General features: G+C 73.6%; 18 protein-coding genes. 9 read left to right on the top strand and 9 right to left on the bottom strand.

The genetic code is table 11. The features are described 5' to 3' along the window. Positions 1–190 precede the first annotated feature (190 nt). On the top strand, positions 191–1,015 hold the full coding sequence (locus tag J3473_RS01415) for an SDR family NAD(P)-dependent oxidoreductase (protein WP_207021608.1): 825 nt from the start codon (positions 191–193) through the stop codon (positions 1,013–1,015). Positions 1,016–1,204: 189 nt separating this feature from the next. On the opposite strand, the gene J3473_RS01410 is transcribed toward J3473_RS01415, so the two are convergent. Next, complete coding sequence (locus J3473_RS01410; protein ID WP_207021607.1) at positions 1,205–3,298, bottom strand: PD40 domain-containing protein; 2,094 nt, start codon at positions 3,296–3,298, stop codon at positions 1,205–1,207. 382 nt (positions 3,299–3,680) lie between these two features. Here J3473_RS01410 and J3473_RS01405 point away from each other — a divergent pair, with 382 nt between their 5' ends. From J3473_RS01405 to J3473_RS01395, 3 genes are all read left to right on the top strand, one after another. Then, positions 3,681–4,016: a hypothetical protein gene (locus J3473_RS01405; RefSeq protein ID WP_207021606.1), complete on the top strand. Its 336-nt coding sequence runs from the start codon at positions 3,681–3,683 to the stop codon at positions 4,014–4,016. 209 nt (positions 4,017–4,225) lie between these two features. Beyond that, positions 4,226–4,741 (top strand): SigE family RNA polymerase sigma factor, encoded by a 516-nt coding sequence (locus J3473_RS01400; RefSeq protein WP_242525610.1) that lies wholly within the window; start codon positions 4,226–4,228, stop codon positions 4,739–4,741. Continuing rightward, a complete protein-coding gene (locus tag J3473_RS01395) occupies positions 4,738–6,057 on the top strand; it encodes a hypothetical protein (protein WP_207021604.1) in 1,320 nt (439 codons plus the stop codon). The genes J3473_RS01400 and J3473_RS01395 overlap by 4 nt, the downstream gene beginning before the upstream one ends. Before the next feature lie 37 nt (positions 6,058–6,094). Here the strand turns inward: J3473_RS01395 and J3473_RS01390 are convergent, their stop codons facing one another. Then, positions 6,095–6,502 (bottom strand): MmcQ/YjbR family DNA-binding protein, encoded by a 408-nt coding sequence (locus J3473_RS01390; RefSeq protein WP_207021603.1) that lies wholly within the window; start codon positions 6,500–6,502, stop codon positions 6,095–6,097. Between the two features lie 314 nt (positions 6,503–6,816). Continuing rightward, positions 6,817–7,722, bottom strand: a complete 906-nt coding sequence (locus J3473_RS01385; protein WP_051750656.1) for a methylenetetrahydrofolate reductase — start codon at positions 7,720–7,722, stop codon at positions 6,817–6,819. A gap of 105 nt (positions 7,723–7,827) precedes the next feature. On the opposite strand from J3473_RS01385, the gene J3473_RS01380 reads away from it, so the two are divergent. Continuing rightward, positions 7,828–8,913: a polyprenyl synthetase family protein gene (locus J3473_RS01380; protein ID WP_207021602.1), complete on the top strand. Its 1,086-nt coding sequence runs from the start codon at positions 7,828–7,830 to the stop codon at positions 8,911–8,913. A 9-nt stretch (positions 8,914–8,922) separates the two neighbouring features. On the opposite strand, the gene J3473_RS01375 is transcribed toward J3473_RS01380, so the two are convergent. Continuing rightward, positions 8,923–9,312 carry an Rv2175c family DNA-binding protein gene (locus J3473_RS01375; RefSeq protein ID WP_030528960.1) on the bottom strand — a complete coding sequence of 130 codons (390 nt, stop codon included), beginning with the start codon at positions 9,310–9,312 and terminating at the stop codon, positions 8,923–8,925. Positions 9,313–9,477: 165 nt separating this feature from the next. On the opposite strand from J3473_RS01375, the gene J3473_RS01370 reads away from it, so the two are divergent. The 4 genes from J3473_RS01370 to J3473_RS01355 are packed head-to-tail and all read left to right on the top strand — an operon-like array spanning position 9,478 to position 14,153. After that, on the top strand, positions 9,478–10,587 hold the full coding sequence (locus tag J3473_RS01370; RefSeq protein WP_207021600.1) for a LysM peptidoglycan-binding domain-containing protein: 1,110 nt from the start codon (positions 9,478–9,480) through the stop codon (positions 10,585–10,587). 50 nt (positions 10,588–10,637) lie between these two features. Continuing rightward, positions 10,638–12,548, top strand: coding sequence for a Stk1 family PASTA domain-containing Ser/Thr kinase (gene pknB, locus J3473_RS01365; protein ID WP_242525609.1), 1,911 nt, complete (start codon positions 10,638–10,640; stop codon positions 12,546–12,548). A 5-nt stretch (positions 12,549–12,553) separates the two neighbouring features. After that, positions 12,554–13,483 (top strand): DMT family transporter, encoded by a 930-nt coding sequence (locus J3473_RS01360; RefSeq protein ID WP_207021599.1) that lies wholly within the window; start codon positions 12,554–12,556, stop codon positions 13,481–13,483. A gap of 49 nt (positions 13,484–13,532) precedes the next feature. Then, entirely contained in the window at positions 13,533–14,153 is a 621-nt protein-coding gene (locus J3473_RS01355) for a hypothetical protein (protein WP_207021598.1), read from the top strand. A gap of 15 nt (positions 14,154–14,168) precedes the next feature. Here J3473_RS01355 and J3473_RS01350 read toward each other — a convergent pair whose 3' ends face one another. From J3473_RS01350 to macS, 5 genes are all read right to left on the bottom strand, one after another. Then, positions 14,169–14,411, bottom strand: coding sequence for a hypothetical protein (locus J3473_RS01350; protein ID WP_207021597.1), 243 nt, complete (start codon positions 14,409–14,411; stop codon positions 14,169–14,171). 34 nt (positions 14,412–14,445) lie between these two features. Further along, entirely contained in the window at positions 14,446–15,492 is a 1,047-nt protein-coding gene (locus J3473_RS01345; protein WP_207021596.1) for a low specificity L-threonine aldolase, read from the bottom strand. An 8-nt stretch (positions 15,493–15,500) separates the two neighbouring features. Continuing rightward, the gene (locus J3473_RS01340) at positions 15,501–16,862 is read right to left on the bottom strand and encodes a class II 3-deoxy-7-phosphoheptulonate synthase (protein ID WP_242525667.1); all 1,362 of its coding nucleotides are present in this window, start codon (positions 16,860–16,862) and stop codon (positions 15,501–15,503) included. Between the two features lie 61 nt (positions 16,863–16,923). After that, the gene (locus J3473_RS01335; RefSeq protein ID WP_242525608.1) at positions 16,924–17,625 is read right to left on the bottom strand and encodes a response regulator transcription factor; all 702 of its coding nucleotides are present in this window, start codon (positions 17,623–17,625) and stop codon (positions 16,924–16,926) included. After that, the gene (gene macS / locus J3473_RS01330; protein ID WP_207021594.1) at positions 17,622–18,803 is read right to left on the bottom strand and encodes a MacS family sensor histidine kinase; all 1,182 of its coding nucleotides are present in this window, start codon (positions 18,801–18,803) and stop codon (positions 17,622–17,624) included. Before macS ends, J3473_RS01335 begins: the two co-directional genes overlap by 4 nt. Between the last annotated feature and the right edge of the window lie 2 nt (positions 18,804–18,805).

Raw genomic sequence — 18,805 nt, 5'->3', positions numbered from 1 at the left:
AGCAACAGAATCTGGTGCTCACCCGGTAGGGGTTCTACCGGTTCGGGAGAGCGCGGCTCGGAGTCCTCTCGGGCCTCTTGACGAACTGTCGACAGTCGACCTAGCGTTCGCGGCGTCAGCGCCGGCGACCTCCGCCCTGAGCCTGACCTCCCCCACGACGCACTCCCACCGAGGCCATCAGGAGCCGCTCATGAACGTGTCCTACGACTTCACCGGCCGCGTGGCCGTCGTCACGGGCGCCGCCCGCGGCGTGGGCCGCGACCTCGTCGCGCAGCTCGTCGCGGCGGGGGCTCGCGTGATCGCCGCCGACCGCGACGAGGAGGGCCTCGCCGAGACCTGCGCGCCGCACGGCGACCTCGCCCGACCGGTCGTCGCGGACATCCGGTCGGCTCAGGACGCGGAACGCGTCGTGGCGGCGGCACGGGACGGCTTCGGGCGCCTCGACTTCTGCGTCAACAACGCCGCCGTCGCTCCCCACGCGAGCGTGCTCGACGAACGGGTCGAGGTGTGGGACACCGTCTTCGCGGTGAACTGCCGCGGCACGTTCCTCATGACCCAGGCCGCCGCCCGGGTCATGATCGGTCAGGGCGAGGGCGGGCGGATCATCAACTTCTCGTCGGGCGTCTCCAACCGCGGGTCGGCCGGGGCGGCGGCTTACGCGAGCAGCCGGGCCGCCACCGAGAGCTTCACACGGGTGGCCGCCATCGAGCTGGCGCCTCATGACATCCTCGTCAACTGCGTGAGCCCCGGCCTGATCGACACACAGCCCAAGCCGCTGCCGCCGTCGATGGCCTCATCGCTGGCCTCGCGCATCCCCGCGTTGCCACTTGCACGGGCGGGAGAGCCGGCGGAGGTCGGACACCTCGTGCTCTGGCTCTGCTCCGAGGGTGCGGCCTACGTGACGGGGTCGCTCTGCCACGTCGACGGTGGTGCGGGCATCGGCGGGCGCTGGAACGGCGTCGTCGTCGACGAGGACGTCCGCTACGACTGGGTCACGGGGGCTGGCCGGAGCTAGCCCCCGTGGGGCACTGGTTGTGAGCCCGTTGCCCTCCCCCACGTGCGCCGTGCCGTGAGGCTCGACCGCTCATCGCGAGAGCGCTCATGCCGATGAGCGCGAGCTTCCGCGGGGAGATATGGATGTGCTGAGCCCGGATCCTCGTGCTGCGACGCCCGACACGTGTCCCGGCGTCCAAGCCACAGCGCGCTAGACGGTCCGCAGCGCGATGCCGTCCACCTGGACGAGCCTCCCGCTCTTCGAGGTGGCCACGATGGAGAGGGTTCCGCTGCGCAGCGACGTGGTGGGGAGGGCGAGGATGCTCTGCCTGCGGGTCGTTGCTGAGACGAGGGACACCGACCCGATCTTGGTGGAGCCCACATAGATGGTGGCGGTGCCGCAGCTGGGGCACCGCGTCGCCACCAGGTAGATCTGACGCGCCTTCACGGACGCCACGGTGAGTCGGGCGCCCGACCGCGTGGTTGACGTGTGCGTGCCGAGGTACGAGGACGAGCCGGTCCGTCGCGTCCATCCCGTCGTCGATCGGGTCAGCTCCCGATCGTCGATCGGGCGGGCCGTGCACCTCTCCGAGCTCCAGGCCGAGGTGTTCCCGAGCTGGTCGCGGGCCCGCACGGACCAGCACGTCTGATATCCGGCGCTCAGGGGTACGGCCGCCCGGGTCGACCTCGTGGCAGCCGCAACGGTGGCGAAGTCGCCGAAGGTGCCGCCACGCGCGGCGCGGCGGGACCTGACGTCGTAGCTCGCGACACCGGAGGCGTCGGTCGCCGAGTACGTCGCGGCCGTCGTCGACGCGAGGGTGACGGCTCCTCCCGTGGCACCGAGGCGCACGACCGGAGCGTTGCTGTCGTGCACGAACGTCCGGGCGGCGACGGTCTCCCTGCCGCTGGGCTCCTGCGAACGAACCAGCAGCATGTGCCGCCCCGTCGTCAGCTTCCCGACGCTGAACGACCCCGTGCAGGGGATGGAGGGTGAGGCATCAAGGGTGCAGGTCAGGCCGGTCCCCGGCGGCAGGGCGGAAGCGTCCAGCGGGAGGGCGCTGCCGGGTCCTGTGATGCTCGGCGCCGGGCCGATCGCCACTCTGGCCCCCACCCACACCCCACGCTGTATCCCTTGGTAGACACGCGCGCCGAGGTCGGCGGACACTGCCGAGGGGGTTCCGTCAACGCCGATCGTCGACCTGTAGAGGCTGTTCGGAGAACCCAGCATGTTCGTCAGGACCATGCCCAGCTCGTCCCCACGGGGCGACCACGTCAGGTCCCCGACCACCACCGTGGTGTCGGGAACCGCTCGTGCGACTCCACCGGCCGCCGGCATCACGTACACACCGCGCGGGTTGACGTCACCCACGCGGCTTCTCCGGAAGGCGATCCAGCGACCATCCGGCGAGACCTCGGGGCGCGTCGCCCCCTCGGTCCCGGTCAGGGTGCCCTTCGTCGCACCTGAGGTGGCGTCCACCAGGGCCAGGGGCAACGACGGACCACCCGCTGTCCGGCTGACGACCAGGGTGCTCCCGTCGGGCATCCACGAGGGATCGGTCGTGGCAGGGATCTCCCGGACGGGCGCTCCGCCGGTGGAGGCCAGGACATAGGTCGACGGGACCGACGCCTGGGTACCGACCGCCACCCGACTCCCGTCCGGTGACCAGGCAGGGTGATCCAGGACCGTTGCGGAGCTCCACAGCAGAACCGGCGGTGCGGAGCGGTCCACCGGTTCGGACCACAGCTGCCAGCCACCGGGGGCCGGCCGGGTCGACAAGAGCATCCGGCCGTCAGGCGAGAGCGACATGCCCAGGGCGGCGTCACTCTGGCCCTGGCCAGCAGGTCTCGAGACGCTCGCCACGGGCTGAGGGAGCGCCCACTCGGTCATCCGAACAGGACCGCCGTCACGGTCGGAGGCCGCCGCGATCAGCGCCTCACCGACCGGCGTCTGAGCAACATAGCTGCCGGTGTCTCCCTCCCCCACAGGGTTGGTCGCCGACACCGCGTACGTCGCATCGAGCGGCGCGTCCGACTCGGACCATGACAGGGACGCCGAGAAGGGCACGGCGTAGCTGGTGTCGACGCCGGCCGACGAGCGGTGCACCACGAACCCCGTGAGACCGCCGTCGCCGTAGTCGACCGGGAGATCCCAGCTGAGGTCGACGCCACCGCCGGGCACTCGAAGAACACTGACGGCAGTCGCCGGCGAGGGAAGATCACCCGGCGCGGCCTGCGCAGCGACCGGCGTCAGGAGAAAGGCCACTGACACCACGCTCGACCACACGCCGCTCGCGGCAGCACGCATCAGGAAACTCCCCACCCAGTTCACAGCAACCCGGCCGGGCTGTGACGAGATGGTAGCCCGACAGTCCTGCCACCCAGCGGGATTCGCGGAAGTCCGAACCCCCACGGACACCGAGGAGTCGGCCTCGGTTCCTCGAGCCGACGACTTTCGAAGACCTCCCTTCACGAACGTGGAACGGCTCGCCAGCTCGGCCGGTGGCAGGAGGTCACGGAAGGCGCGGCCCATCCGTGGGTCTCGAGGTGGCGCGCCACACTCGCTCCAGTCAACGCTGAGTCACTCCCACAGTAGGCCGATCGGCCGAGCACATGCCGCCCCTTGGGTCGACGACGTGCAGGCGAGGCCGCGGGTAGGTTCACCGGAAAGTCGAACGGGGGAAGTTTCTGTGAAGGCGTTGCTGCTTGCCTGCCTTATCACCGCAGCCATCGTCGGCGGGGTGGGATATCGCGACGTGGTCGGAGGCGACGCGGCCGAAGCCATCCAACAGTCTCGTGTCGTCGTGTACGACCCGAACGCGCCCGCTCCCCATCCGGACGACGCACGCGTGAGGGAGTACGAGTCAGGAAAGATGGTGCCGGAGGGCGCGTTGCCCCCGTTGAGGGACGACGAGCTGCCGGAACCCGGGGTCGACTGCGCCACCCAGGTCGAGCAGGCAATCGCTCGAGGCGACATGGCGCGCGGAGACACCGTCTTCTGCCCGGCTGACGCGGGCGACGGGTGAGTTCCCGTCGCGGGGAGGTGCACCCTTCGCGGCGGCGGTGAGGCCGGCTGCTCGATGCGGCCCCGTTCCGTCGGCCCCGTTGGCCGAGGCATCCCGCGGGCGACGCCCCGCTGTCATCGACGTGCGGGCCGGGCCTTCCACCCGTGGGAGGGTCGGCGTACGTCTTCCTGGGTGACGTGACACCCAGAGCTGCGACGGAGGGGGACGAGGTGGCCGACCGGCAGGCGTTCGACGCCTACGTCCGCGAGCGCTGGGATCCCCTCCTGCGCACCGCTGCCCTGCTCACCGGCGACCCCGCATCGGCCGAGGACCTGGTGCAGGAGACGTTGGTGCGCGCCGCCCGGCACTGGCACCGCGTCGATCCCGGCGCCGTCGACGCCTACGTGCGCAGGGTCATGTACACCCGGTCCATCGACGCATGGCGCTGGCGCCGCCGCCAGCCGGACCCGGTCGACCCCGTCCGCCACGAGCGGCCGGGCGCCGACGGCACGGACGAGGTGGCCGCCCGGGTCACTCTCGTCGACGCCCTCTCCCGGCTGACCTCGCGCCAGCGGGCCGTGCTGGTCGCCCGGTTCTACGAGGACCGCACGGAGGTCGAGACCGCCAGGGTGCTCGGCTGCTCGGTGAGCACCGTCAAGTCACAGACCCGTCACGCGCTGTCGCGACTGCGGGAGCTGGCGCCCGAGCTCGCCCCCACGTTCGGCCGTGAGGAGGCCCCACGATGACCCAGCCCACCGACGAGCTCGGCCGCCTGCTGACGGACGCCGCCGACGACATCGTGCGGCGTCGGCAGGAGTCCGCACCCCGAACTCCCCTGCTGTGGAGGCGAGGTCGACGCGCCACGTGGCTCGTCCGCGGCGCGGCCGCCGGGCTCGCGGTCGCGCTCGTCCTCCTGGGCGGCACCCTCCTCGCCGTCGTCCGTGCCACTCCGGCCACCGTGCCGGCCGACGGGTCGGCGGCGACCTATCCGCAGCTGGTCTCCGACCTCTTCACCCGTGACGACGCGGCCGCCCCGGGGCCGGTCTTCGGGCTCGTCGCGCTGCCCTCGGTCGAGGGCACGGGGTCCGACCTGGGCGTCCTCGACCGCGGCGGGGCGTTGACCGCTCCGCCCCGGTGGTCCGCCTCGACGGCGACGGTCGACCTCCACTCGCTCGGCAACCCCGTCGGCGCACTCGCCCCCGACGGTGTCCACCTGCTCGTCCGCGACGGCATCCTCGACCTGACCGATGGCTCGCTCGCGCGCCCGCTGATGGTCGAGGGCGTGTCACAGGTGGCCATCGGGAGTCGCGCCGTCTGGAGCCCGAGCTCCGAGTACGTCGCGTTCGGTGGCATCGACGGTCCCACCGTCATCGACCGCCGTGCCGACGTGGTGCTCGCGCCCGCCGGGGGCGACACCGGCGTGCTGGTCGCCGGGTGGCGCGACGACACCACGCTGCTCGGGCTGCGCACGACCTCCGGGACGGCTGGGTCGGCGTTCGACATCGTCACCCGGCGTGTGGGCGACCCGGGGTGGCGCACGCTCAGCACCGTCGGCACGGATGCCGTGGCGGTCCGGGACGCGACAGGGCAGGTCACGCCGTCGGCGGTGTTCGCGTCGCCCGACGGCTCGCGCCTGCTGATCGTCGACAGCGGCGTCCACAGCATGCTCGTGGACACCCTGACCGGGCAGCGGGTGGCCTTCGCCGGCGCCACGTTGGCAGCGGTCGACGTGGCCTGGGACGGGTGCGATCCCGTGTGGCTCGGCGACCAGCCCCTGCGGGCGTCCGGGGGCCTCCACCGTCCGGCCGACGGCAGGGCCGTCCTCGCCTTCTCCGACCGGGTCGAGGCCCGCTGTGTGAGCCTGGCCGGCAACGAGCTCACCGGCACACCGGCACCGGGGCGCGCCGCGGTCGAGCAGGTGTGGCGGGTCGCGCTGCCCGTGTTCTGGGTGCTCCTGGTGGCCGGGGCGCTGTGGGTCACCGCATGGAGCGTGACCGCCCTGCGCCGCAGCCGTCGACACGGCGAGGACTTCCTGCCCATCGTGCTGGGTCGTCTCTTCTGAGTCACCGCTCGGCGTCACGTCGGGTGATGGCCGGGCGTCATCCGACGTGACGCCCGAGCTTCCGGGGTGCACAGAACCGGTAGCTCTCGGTCACCAGTTCGGCGACCTCCTGCCAGTCGGTCTCGTCGTCGAGCACCATGCCGACGACCGTGGGCGACCATGTCGGTCGGTAGAAGGGCAGGCCCACGTGTGTCAGTACCTGCAGCTCTTCCCCGGTTGACCGAAAGGTCAGGACGGTGGTGGGTTCGGCCACCCCGGTCACGTCGCGGTAGGCCGACGCGTAACCCTCTTGGGAGACCAGGACGTGGGCGAAGGTCCTGGTGCGCACCCCCCACCTCACGCCGGTCCAGGCGTCCTCCTCGTAGGCATCGGGCAGCGCCAGGGCCGTGGACGCGACACGATCGACGACGTCACCGGAGGGCTCGATGCGCGATTGCCTGGCCACTCACCGAGTTTCCCAGCGCCCTCCGACACTCCCTCGGACCGGTGATGCACCGTGGGTTCACCCAGCGACCGTGGGCCCACTCCGCCTCGCGGCAGGCGTCCCTCGGTGGCACGACCGGCGGCGGTGCGACACAGCACCAACGGCATGAGCGGCGGCCGAGCAACCCAGCCGTCACGGGCGTGCCGCGGAAGTTGGCGCGCGACGCGGATGTATCCGGGTCCTCCGTGAGTTTCTGCGCCATCACCGTGACGACGCGAAAGCCGGCCCTGTCACTCCCCCGGCTTCTCGGCCGGCGGGGACGCGCCGCGCCGGCGTCAGAGGCCGAGGGCCTCGTGCACCTCGAGCGTGGCGGTCGAGCGGTTCATCGTGATGAAGTGCAGCCCCGGCGCGCCCTCGTCGAGGAGGCGGCGGCCGATCTCGACGGCGATCTCGACACCGACCGCGCGCACCGCCGCGGGGTCGTCCTTGACGACCTCGAGGCGCTCGACGACGCCGGGCGGCAGGGGCGTACCCATGAGCTCGCTCATCCGCTGGATCTGCCGGTAGCTCGTGACCGGCATGAGCCCCGGCGTCACCGGCAGGTCGCGGCGGGCGGCGACCCGGTCGCGCAGCCGCAGCCACGTGGCGGGGTCGAAGACCATCTGGGTGATGGCGAACTCGGCGCCGGCGTCGGCCTTGCGCACAAGCACCTCGACATCGTGGTCGAGGTCGGGGCTGTCGGGGTGGACGTCGGGGAAGGCCGCGACGCCGAGCGTGAAGTCGCCGAGCCCGCGGACGAGCCGGACGAGGTCCTCGGCGTGGTCGAGGCCGTCCGGGTGGTTGCGCCAGGTGCCGCGGACGTCGCCCGGCGGGTCGCCGCGCAGCGCGAGGACGTTGCGGACGCCGGAGTCGGCGTACTGGCCAACGACCCGGCGCAGGTCGGCGACCGACTGGTCGACGCACGTGAGGTGCGCGAGCGGGGTGAGCGAGGTCTCGTCGGCGATCCGGCCCGTGACGCGTACGGTGCGGTCCTGGCTCGTGCCGCCGGCGCCGTAGGTGACCGACACGAACGCCGGCCGAACCCGCTCCAGACGACGGATCGCGTCCCAGAGGAGCACCTCCGCGGCGTCGTCCTTCGGGGGGAAGAACTCGAAGCTGACGGCCGGGCGGGCATCCCGCAGGCGCGCCGGGATCGACGCGACGAGGTGCTCGGGGCGGCCGCCCCCGCCGAAGTGGGCCATGGCGGCGAGGGTACGCGAGGCGCGACACCGTAGGCTCGGGGGCGCCAGCATCCGACCGTCGCCCGTCCGGCGCCGACCCCGCCCGAACCGCCGAGGAGCCACCGCGTGACCAGCGTGCTCGACACCGCCGACCTGCGCGGACGGGTCCAACGCGTCCTCGACGACGAGCTGGCCGCGCAGGCGCACGTCCTCGCCGAGCTCGGCCCGGACGTCGAGGACCTGCTGCTGGCCATCGGCGACCTCCTGCGCGGCGGCAAGCGCCTGCGCGCCGCCTTCCTCTACTGGGGTGGTCGCGCCGCGGGGCTCCCCGACTCGGAGGCGCTCGTGCGACTCGCCGCCGCGATGGAGCTGTTCCAGGCCGCGGCGCTCATCCACGACGACGTCATGGACGACTCCGACACCCGCCGCGGGATGCCCGCCGCCCACCGCGCGCTCGCCACGCGGCACGCCGACCGCGGCTGGTCCGGTGACGACGCCCGCTTCGGCCTCGCGGGCGCCGTGCTCGCCGGCAACCTCTGCCTCACGTGGACCGACGAGCTCTACGCGACCTGCGGGCTGCCCGACACCGACGTCGCCCGCGGCCGCCCCGTCTTCGACCGGATGCGCACCCAGCTGATGGCCGGCCAGTTCCTCGACGTCGTCGAGTCGGTGCGCCCCTGGGCCGGCCTGCCCGACGACGAGCGGGTCGCCCGCGCCGGCCGGGTCATCCGCTACAAGAGCGCCAAGTACACCGTCGAGCACCCGCTGCTCATCGGCGCGACCGTCGGCGGGATGGCCGCCGCCGGGCTCGACGCGCTCTCGCGCTACGGCCTCGACGTCGGGCGCGCGTTCCAGCTGCGCGACGACCTGCTCGGCGTCTTCGGCGACCCCGGCGAGACCGGCAAGCCCGCCGGCGACGACCTGCGCGAGGGCAAGCGCACCGTCCTCCTCGCGCACGCACTCGCCGGCAGCGACGCCGGCGGGCGCGCCCGGGTCGAGGAGCTCGTCGGCCGCCCGGACCTCGCGGTCGGCGACGTCGACGAGCTGCGCGGCCTCATCACCGGTTCGGGCGCCGTGGGCGTCCTCGAGGAAGAGATCGCCCGGCTCGCGGACTCCGCCCGGGCCGCGCTCGACGCCGCGCCCGCGCTGGACCCGCAGGCCCGCGAGGTGCTCCTCGAGCTCGTCGCGACCGCGACCGCCCGCCGCGCCTGAGGCGAGGGCCTAGAAGGCCTCCTCCATCGCCCGCCGGCGGACCTCGGTCTTGAAGCCGGCGCGGATGGCGTCGAGCGGCGTGCCGGGCACCGGCAGCGTGTCGTCCGGGGTGTGCAGCCAGCGGATGATCTCGGCGTCGTCCATCCCGCCGTCGGCGAGCACGGTGAAGGTGCCACGCAGCGCCGGCAGGGGCCCGTCGTCGTCGACGAAGCCCGCCGGGACCGAGACGACGTTGCGCTCGCCGCGGCGCACCGCGATGAGCTCGCGCTCCTCGAGGAGGGTGCGCACGTCGGAGAGCCGGCGGCCGAGCCGCTCGACGAGGTCGGGGACGGTCAGCCACTCGGGGACGAGGGCCTCGAGGTCGTCGCGGGCGTCGGGGCTCGTCGGGGTCTCGCTCACGCGGGCCAGCGTGCCACAGCCCGGGCCGGCGACGGGAGCAGCCCCGAGGCCGCCGAATCCCTTCCACACCACGCACATCAGGCGTCACTCCGGTACCTTGAGTCCCAGATATCACAGCCGAGACGCCCTCGCGCGCCCGACACCCCCGACGAAGGACCCCTCCGCATGGTCACCGCCGCTCCCCCGCCCGCCGCTCCCGCCGCCACGCTGCACGCCGTCGCCGCCCCGGGCCGGGTCGCCCCGCACGGCTGGACCGCGCACACCGTGCGCCCCGGTGAGACGCTCGACGGCATCGCGCAGCGCTACCGCACGACCGTGCGGGTCCTCGCGGCGCACAACCACCTGAAGAACCCCGGCATGATCCACCCCGGCGACCGTCTCTCGGTCCCGCGCACCTCGGGCGGCGCCTCGTCGGCCAAGGCGGCGACCACCAAGAGCACCGTCCACGTCGTGCGCTCCGGCGACACCCTCAGCGGCATCGCGCAGCGCTACGGCGTCTCGCTCGCGTCCCTGCTCAAGGCCAACCATCGCTCGGCGAGCTCGTTCATCCACCCGGGCGACCGCCTGGTCGTCCGGGGCGGGAAGACCGCGTCGTCGTCGTCCTCCAAGGCGGCGGCCCGCTCGACAGCCCCCTCGACCAGGTCCTACACCGTGCGCTCCGGCGACACCCTGAGCGGCATCGCCGCCCGGTACGACACGACGGTCGGCGCGCTCGCCCGGGCCTCCGGCATCTCCACGGGCTCGCTGCTGCGGGTCGGCCAGCGCCTCAAGGTGCCCACGACCGCCGCGCACGCGGTCTCCGACACCTTCAACGGCGTGAAGTACCCCTCCGGCGTCGTCGCGGCCGCCCGCCGCAACCACGACCTCCTCGCGAAGCGCTCGGTCCCGAGCCGCACCGAGACCAAGCGGATCATCACCGAGACCGCCCGCCGGCACGGCGTCGACCCCCGCCTCGCGCTCGCCGTCGGCTACCACGAGTCGGGCTGGAACCAGCGGGCCGTCTCCCCCGCCAACGCCGTCGGCGTCATGCAGGTCATCCCCTCCGGTGGCGAGTGGGCCTCCTCGCTCGTCGGGCGGAGGCTCAACCTGCTGGACGCCCGCGACAACATCACCGCGGGGGTCGTGATGCTGCGCGCGCTCGGCCGCGCGGCCTCCAGCACCGACCAGGCGATCGCCGGGTACTACCAGGGCCTGGCGTCGGTCCAGCGCCACGGGATGTACTCCGACACCAAGGCCTACGTGCGCTCGATCAACCGCCTCCGCGCGACCATGTGACCGGCCGGTCGCGGGACGGGGGCAGGGTCGTGACTACGTACACTCCTACGGTGTCATCCACCGGCGACGCGCTCATCGGGCGCACCCTCGACGGCCGCTACCGCGTGCTGTCGCGCCTCGCCGACGGCGGGATGGCCACCGTCTACCTCGCCCTCGACGAGCGCCTCGAGCGCGAGGTCGCGCTCAAGGTGATGCGACCGCACCTCGTCCACGACGACACCTTCGTCAGCCGCTTCCGGCGCGAGGCCCGCTCGGCCGCCTCGCTCTCCCACCCGAACGTCGTCGCGGTCTTCGACCAGGGCCAGGACGACGGGCACGCCTTCCTCGCGATGGAGTACGTGCCCGGCCAGACCCTCCGGGAGGTGCTGCACGCCGAGGGCTCGCTCTCGCCGCGCGCCGCGCTCGACCTCCTCGAGCCGGTCCTCATGGCGCTCGCCGAGGCGCACGGCAAGGGCCTGATCCACCGCGACGTCAAGCCCGAGAACGTCATCATCAACGACAACGGCACCGTCAAGGTCGCCGACTTCGGCCTGGCCCGCGCGGTCTCGAGCCAGACGATGACCAGCTCGTCCGGCGTCCTGCTCGGCACCGTCGCCTACCTCTCCCCCGAGCAGGTCGAGCGCGGGGTGGCCGACGCCCGCTCCGACGTCTACGCCGCCGGCCTCGTCCTCTTCGAGATGCTGACCGGCACCAAGGCCTTCACCGGCGAGACCCCCATCCACGTGGCCTACCAGCACGTGCACGGCGGCGTGCCGGCTCCGTCCGAGCGCGTCCCCGGCCTGCCCGCGTCGATCGACGAGCTCGTCGCCGAGGCGACCGCCCGCGACCCCGACGAACGGCCGGCCGACGCCGCCGAGCTGCTCGCGCTCCTGCGGCGCACCCGCTCCGGCCTCAGCGCCGCCGACCTCGACGCGCGCCCCGCCGGGGTCGCCGCGGCCGCGGCCGCCAGCGTGCCGACCTCGACCGCGGCCCTGCCGGTGCGCGACCGCACGGCCCTCGCGCCCGCCTCCGACACCGCCCGCACGACCGCCATCGACGTCGGGGCGCGCCCGCTCGAGGGCGTCGTCGTCGACGACCGGCGCCGCCGACCGCGCAACTGGTGGCCGGCCGCCGCCGCGTCGGTGCTCCTCGCCGCCGCGACCGCGTGGTTCTTCTTCCTCGGCCCCGGGGCGACCGCCACCGTGCCGTCCGTCGTCGACCGCCCGCAGGCGCAGGCCGTCGCGGCGCTGCGCTCGGCCGAGCTCGACGCCAGCGTGCAGCAGGCGTTCTCCGAGGACGTCGCGAGCGGCACCGTCATGGACGTCCGCCCCGGTGTGGGCTCGACCGTCCGGCGCGGCAGCGACGTCGTCCTCACCGTCTCCAAGGGCAAGGAGCGCTACGCCGTGCCCGACCTCGCCGGGTCCTCCCTCGCCGAGGCCCGCCGGCAGCTGGAGTCCGGCACGCTCGCCCTCGGCAAGGTCACCGAGGCGTTCTCCGAGAAGGTGCCTGACGGCCAGGTGGTCTCGACCTCGCCCAAGGCCGGGACGCAGCTCAAGCGGGACGCCGCCGTCGCGCTCGTCGTGTCCAAGGGGCGCCAGCCGATCTCGGTGCCGGACGTCACGGGCAAGGACGCCGCGGCGGCCACGAAGACGCTGGAGGACCTCGGTCTCGACGTCGACGCCTCCCGCCAGGAGAACAGCGACACCGTCGCCGCGGGCGACGTCGTCAGCCAGTCCCCGCGCGACGGCACCCTGTACCGCGGCGACCAGGTCACCCTCGTGGTGTCCAAGGGGCCGGTGCTCGTCGACGTGCCGAACGTCATCGGCAAGCAGCTGCCGGAGGCCCGCCGCATCCTCGAGGGCGCCGGCTTCCAGGTCAAGGTCGAGCGGGCCCTCGGCGGCATCTTCGGCACCGTCCGCTTCCAGGACCCCGAGAACGGCAAGGCCCGCAAGGGCTCGACCGTCACGGTCACCATCGTCTGACGACGGTGACCACCTCCCCCCGGCTCGCCCGCGCGGCGACGCTGCTCCTGCTGTTCGTCACCGCCGTCTGGGGCTCGACCTTCTTCCTCATCCGCGACCTCGTCGAGACGTTGCCGCCGAGCGACTTCCTCGCGGTGCGCTTCGCGATCGCGGCCGTCGTGATGTTCGCCGTCTTCCGGCGGCAGACGCTGGCCCTCTCTCGCGCCGACCTGCGCCTCGGGGTCGCCCTCGGCGTGCTCTACGGCCTCGCACAGGTGCTGCAGACCGTCGGGCTCGCGCACACCGACGCGTCGGTGTCGGGGTTCGTCACCGGCACCTACGTCGTCCTCACGCCGGTGCTCGGCGCGCTGCTCCTGCGCGACCGCGTCGACGCCGTCACGTGGGGCGCCGTGGCCCTCACGACCGTCGGCCTCGCCGTGCTGTCGCTGCGCGGGCTGTCGGTCGGGTACGGCGAGGGCGTGACGCTCGCGTCGGCCGTGCTCTACGCCGGGCACATCATCGTCCTCGGCCGGTGGTCGACCCCGTCCGCCGCCGTCGGGCTGGCGACAGTGCAGGCCGGCGTCATCGCGCTCGTCTGCGGGGTGGGGGCGGTCCCGGGCGGTCTGACCCTGCCCTCCGGCGGCGGCCAGTGGGCCTCGGTGCTCTACATGGCCCTCGTCGCCGGCGCGGCGGCCCTCTGGGCACAGACCTGGGCGCAGGCGCACCTCACGGCGACACGCGCCGCCATCGTCATGGCGATGGAACCGGTGTTCGCGGCGTTCTTCGCGGTGCTGCTCGGCGGCGAGTCGGCCACACCCCGGCTGCTGCTCGGCGGCGGGCTCGTCGTGGCGTCGATGTACCTCGTCGAGCTGCGAGGGATGCTCGCGCGCCGCCGCCGCCGGGGGGCCAGCGCCGCGGACGACCCGCCCGTCGAGGCGCTCCACCACGACGTCTGACGCCACCCGGGGGTCGAGGTTTCGCGACGTGCCGACGTACGGTCGTCGCATGGACGACGAGACGGGTGCCGTGGACGACGGTCCGGACCAGTGGAGCCTCGAGGCCAGGCAGGTCCTGCTGGCCCGCGCCGAGGAGGTACGGACCGCGATCAGTCGCTACGTGGACGACCTCTCGACACTCGCAGGACGCCAGGCCGAGCTCCCCGAGCTGTTCGACGTCTCGGATCGGCTGCGCTCCGTGGTGGGTGCGTTCGACGACGCCGCGTTCGACCTCACCGGCGTCTCCCCGTTGGGCGTCGACGCCTGGGACGAGGACGAGGAAGAGGACGACGTCGACGACGAGTCGGGCGACGCCGGCGGGCCGGTCCTCACCGTCGTCGGGCGCTGGGACTACCGCGTCACCGACCCGGACGCCCTCTTGCAGGCCGGCCGCCGCGGCTACCTGGCGCACTGGAGCGACGACACCGACGAGGACGCCGCCTTCCACGTCCAGGACGTCGTGAGCGCCGCCAACGAGATCATCCATGGCGACGCGGTCCACCGTCTCGACGAGACTCCCGGTCTCGAGCAGGTCCGCTTCGCGACGGCTCTCCTCACCCACGACGGTGGCGACGACGGGACCTTCGACGACGACCCGTTCGGCATCGCACGTGCGCCCCGGGAGGACTGACCGCCGTCACCCCGGTCAGAGCTGGAAGAGCCGCACGCAGATGGCGTAGCAGCGCGCCACCGACTCCGGGTCGTGGTGCTCCCCCGCAGACTCACCGACGCGCCGCGCGCGCTCGCGCAGCGCCGCTCCCGGGTCGGGCGAGACGAGGTCGAGGCACAGCCCGGTGACGACGAGCCCCGCGTCGTGCTCGTCGAGGTCGTCGAGCACCAGCCCGTCGTACAGCAGGGTCGCAGCCTCGCCGAAGACCTCCCGGGCCATCTCCCGGTCGACCCCCGGCGCCGGGTGCGAGGCGTCAGGCCGCGGTGAGCACCTCGCGCGCCGCGGCGATGGCGGCCTCGGTGCCGGCGTCGTCGACGTCGAGGTGCCAGACCAGGCGGACGGCCCGCGGCCCGACCGAGTACGTCCGCACGCCGTGGGCGAGCAGCGCCTCGACGAACGCGGCCGAGGTGAGCCCGGCCGCCCCGACGTCGAGGACGACGATGTTGGTCTCGACGGTGGCGGGGTCGATGACCCCCGGCACCGCCTCGGCGCAGGCGTCGGCGAAGCGGCGTGCCCGGGCGTGGTCGTCGGCGAGCCGCTCGACGTGGTGCTCGAGGGCGTGCAGGCCGGCGGCCGCGAGGATGCCCACCTGGCGCATCCCGCCGCCGTAGCGCTTGCGCCAGATGCGCGCCTCGGCCATCGCGTCGGCGGACCCGACGAGGACCGAGCCCACGGGGGCGCCGAGGCCCTTGGAGAGGCAGACCGACACGGTGTCGAACTCGCGACCGTAGTCGGCCAGCGCCACCCCCGACGCCACGTGGGCGTTCCAGAGGCGCGCGCCGTCGAGGTGCATCGCCACGCCGAGAGCCGTTGTGGCAGAACGCACCTCGCGGATGGCCGACAGCGGCTGGACGGTGCCGCCGCCGAAGTTGTGCGTGTTCTCGACGACGACGAGCGAGGTCTCGACCTGGTAGGGACCGACCCCGGTCGTCACGAGCGACATCGGGCCGGCCGGGTCGAGCAGGCCGCGCTCGCTCGCCCAGGTGCGGCTCGTGATGCCCGAGAACACCGCTGCCGCACCGAGCTCCGCGCGCACGACGTGCGCCTGCTGGTCGGCGACGAGCTCGCGGCCGGGTGCGACGTGCAGCCGCAGCCCGAGCTGGTTGGCCATCGACCCGGTGGGGGTGAACAGCCCCGCCTCGTGGCCGAGCAGGCCGGCGACCTTCTCCTCGAGGGCGCGGACCGTGGGGTCCTCGCCGAAGACGTCGTCGCCGACGTCGGCGCGGGCCATCGCCTCGCGCATGGCGGGGGTCGGTCGGGTCAGGGTGTCGGACAGCAGGTCGGCGCGGATGGCGGCCACCTCTCGGGTCAGTCCTGCGAGAGCATCTCGGCGACGAGGAACGCCAGCTCGAGGCTCTGCTGGTGGTTGAGGCGCGGGTCGCAGACCGACTCGTACCGGGTCCCGAGGTCGGCGTCGAGGATCTTCTCCGACCCGCCGATGCACTCGGTGACGTCGTTGCCGGTCAGCTCGACGTGGATGCCGCCCGGGTGCGTCCCGAGGCCCTGGTGGACCTCGAAGAAGCCGCGCACCTCGTCGACGACGTCGTCGAAGTCGCGGGTCTTGAACCCGGACGCCGACGAGAACGTGTTGCCGTGCATCGGGTCGCAGACCCACGAGACCTGCGCGCCGGACGCCGTGACCTTCTCGACGATGGAGGGCAGCGCCTCGCGGATGCGGCCGGCGCCCATCCGGGTGATGAAGGTCAGCCGGCCGGGCTCGCGCTGCGGGTCGATGACGTCGATCATCCGCAGGAGGTCGTCGACGTCGGCGCCCGCGGACACCTTGACGCCCACCGGGTTGCGGACCTTCGAGACGAAGTCGATGTGCGCGCCGCCGAGGTCGCGGGTGCGCTCGCCGACCCAGATGAAGTGGCCCGACGTGTCGTAGAGCTCGCCGGTACGCGAGTCGACGCGGGTCATCGGCCGCTCGTAGTCGAGCAGCAGCGCCTCGTGCGCGGAGAAGAACTCGGTCGTGCGCATCGCGTCGAAGTCGGCGCCGCACGCCGACATGAAGCGCATCGCCTTGTCGATGTCCTTGGCGAGGCGCTCGTAGCGGGCGTTGGCCGCGTTGGCGACGAAGCCCTTGTTCCAGTCGTGGACGTGGCGCAGGTCGGCGAAGCCACCGGTCGTGAAGGCGCGCACGAGGTTGAGGGTCGCGCTGCTCGCGTGGTACCCGCGGACCAGGCGCATCGGGTCCGGGCGGCGCGACTCGGCGGTGAACTCGTAGTCGTTGACCATGTCGCCGCGGTAGGCCGGCAGGGTCACGCCCTCGCGGGTCTCCTCGTCGCTCGAGCGCGGCTTGGCGTACTGCCCGGCCATCCGCCCGACCTTGACGACCGGCACCGACGCGCCGTAGGTGAGGACGGCGGCCATCTGGAGGATCGTCTTGACCCGGTCGCGGATGTTGTCGGCCGTCGCCGAGGTGAAGGTCTCGGCGCAGTCGCCGCCCTGGAGCACGAACGCCTCGCCGCGCGAGACGGCGCCCATCCGGGCCTTGAGGACGTCGCACTCCCCCGCGAACACGAGCGGCGGATAGGTCGCGAGCGTCCCGACGGCCTCGTCGAGGGCGGCGCGGTCGGGCCAGGTCGGCTGCTGCGCAGCCGGGAGGTCGGCACCGGCGGCGAGCCGCTGGAGGGGCGTGGAGGAGGTGGTCGTGCTCACGAGCGTCAATGGTAGGTGCGCGTCCGGCATCCGGGACACGGGGCCCGGATGCCGGATGGCCCCCGACGCCTCAGGTGGCCGCGGGGTCCTCGTCCTCGAGGCCGTGCGCGAGCGCGAACCGGACGAGCTCGACGCGGTTGTGCAGGTGCAGCTTGCCGAGGGTGTTCTGCACGTGGTTCTGGACCGTCCGGTGCGACAGCACGAGCTGCGCGGCGATCTCCTTGCTCGTCATCCCCGTCGCGACGAGGCGCAGGATCTCGGTCTCGCGGGCGGTCAGCTGCGGGATGGGCCGCTCGGGCGCGGACTCCGTCGGCTCCTCCGCCGCGCCGAGCCGACGGAACTCCCCGAGGACGAGCCCGGCGAGCCCCGGCGTGAAGACCGCCTCGCCGCGGGCCGTCGCGAGCACGGCGTCGAGGATCTCGCCGGGCGAGGCCGACTTCACGAGGTAGCCGGTGGCACCGGCCTTGATCGCCGCGAGGACGTCCTGCTGCTCGCCGCTCGCGGAGAGGATGAGCACGCGCGTCGGCAGGTCGCCGAGGGCCCGGCACACCTCGTCGCCGCGCATGCCCGGCAGGTTGAGGTCGAGGACGAGGACGTCGGGGGTCGTCGCACGGGTGCGCCGCACGGCCGACGGTCCGTCCGCGGCGGTGCCGACGACCTGCACGCCGCGGGCCACGAGGTCGCGCTCGAGCGCGGAGAGCCAGAGCGGGTGGTCGTCGGCGACGAGCACCCGGGGGGCGGTGTCCGTCCGGGTCGTCGGGGCGTCGGTCACGGCTGCTCCTGGGCTCGGCGCGGGACGGTGAGGTGCACGGTGCATCCTGCCCCGGGACGCGTGGTCCACGTGGCGGTTCCGCCGAGGTCCTCGACCCGGCCGCGGATGGACGACGAGACCCCGAGCCGGCCACGGGAGGAGGCGGACACGAGCTCGGCGAGCTCGGCGCCCGCGCCGTCGTCACGGACGGTCAGCTCGACGCCGGTCGCGTCGCCCTCGAGGAGCACCCAGGCGCGGGCCCCGGGACCGGCGTGCCGCTCGACGTTGTCGAGGACCGCCGAGAGCGCGGCGTCCAGCTCGTGGGCGACCTGCGGGTCGACGAGCAGCGGGTCGCCGGGCACGGCCACCCCGACGCCGGGGCGCTCGTGGGCGGTGACGAGCAGGCGCAGGTCGACCTCGGCGCCCTCGACGCCGTGGAGGTCGACGGGCGCCTCGCCCGGTGCGCCCGCCCCCGAGACGAAGCGGCGCAGCGCCCGCTCCTGGTCGGCGGCGAGGTCGGCGAGCTCCTGCGCCGGACCGCCGAGCTCGACGCCCCGGCGGTGGATCCACGCGAGGGACTGCAGCACGCCGTCGTGCACGACGCGGGCGATGCGCTCGCGCTCGCGCAGCCGCTCGCGCTCGAGCAGCACCTGCTCCTCCCGGGCGAGCCCGGAGCGGGCGAGGTCGACGGCGAGGCCGATGAGCCCGCCGAGGAGGACGAGGATGACGATGTTGTGCACGGTCGCCTGCGTCGGGCGGCCGGCGATCTCGAGGAGGTCGGCGGCGGCGATGACGAGGGCGGACAGCAGCCCGCCCCGGGCCCCGGCGACGACCGCGCTGCCCGCGACCGACCCGGCCGCCCACACGGTCGGCAGCGTGTACTGGCCGGCGCTGACCGCGTCCATCCCGTCCGCGAGCGGCGTCGCGAGGATGGCGAGGACGGCGATGACGACCTCGACCCCGACGACGACCCGGCTGCGCCGCCGGTAGAGCAGCAGCCCGAGCGACCACGCCGCGAGGACGCCGATGACGAGGACGGCGACCCATGGCCGGACCATGTCGTCGCGGCGGGTCCACGCGAGGAAGGCCGCGTAGGCGGTGCCGATCGGGCGGAAGACGTCGAGCCCGCGCAGGAAGGCCTCGACGACGACCGGCTCGCGGCGGCCGGTGCGGGGTGAGCGCGGTCCGAGGACTCCCACGT

Origin of the sequence: Phycicoccus sp. DTK01 (genome assembly GCF_017312765.1) — a bacterium.
Classification (GTDB): domain Bacteria; phylum Actinomycetota; class Actinomycetes; order Actinomycetales; family Dermatophilaceae; genus Phycicoccus; species Phycicoccus jejuensis.
Note: the sequence above shows the minus strand (reverse complement) of the source record. Positions and strands in the feature narration are given on the sequence as shown.

Excerpts from the sequence above, each read along its gene's own strand:
- J3473_RS01350 (WP_207021597.1), bottom strand. The coding sequence starts at position 14,411 with ATGGCCCGGGAGGTCTTCGGCGAGGCTGCGACCCTGCTGTACGACGGG.
- J3473_RS01370 (WP_207021600.1), top strand. The coding sequence starts at position 9,478 with ATGGTCACCGCCGCTCCCCCGCCCGCCGCTCCCGCCGCCACGCTGCAC.
- J3473_RS01395 (WP_207021604.1), top strand. The coding sequence starts at position 4,738 with ATGACCCAGCCCACCGACGAGCTCGGCCGCCTGCTGACGGACGCCGCC.
- J3473_RS01410 (WP_207021607.1), bottom strand. The coding sequence starts at position 3,298 with ATGCGTGCTGCCGCGAGCGGCGTGTGGTCGAGCGTGGTGTCAGTGGCC.
- J3473_RS01415 (WP_207021608.1), top strand. The coding sequence starts at position 191 with ATGAACGTGTCCTACGACTTCACCGGCCGCGTGGCCGTCGTCACGGGC.
- J3473_RS01355 (WP_207021598.1), top strand. The coding sequence starts at position 13,533 with ATGGACGACGAGACGGGTGCCGTGGACGACGGTCCGGACCAGTGGAGC.
- J3473_RS01385 (WP_051750656.1), bottom strand. The coding sequence starts at position 7,722 with ATGGCCCACTTCGGCGGGGGCGGCCGCCCCGAGCACCTCGTCGCGTCG.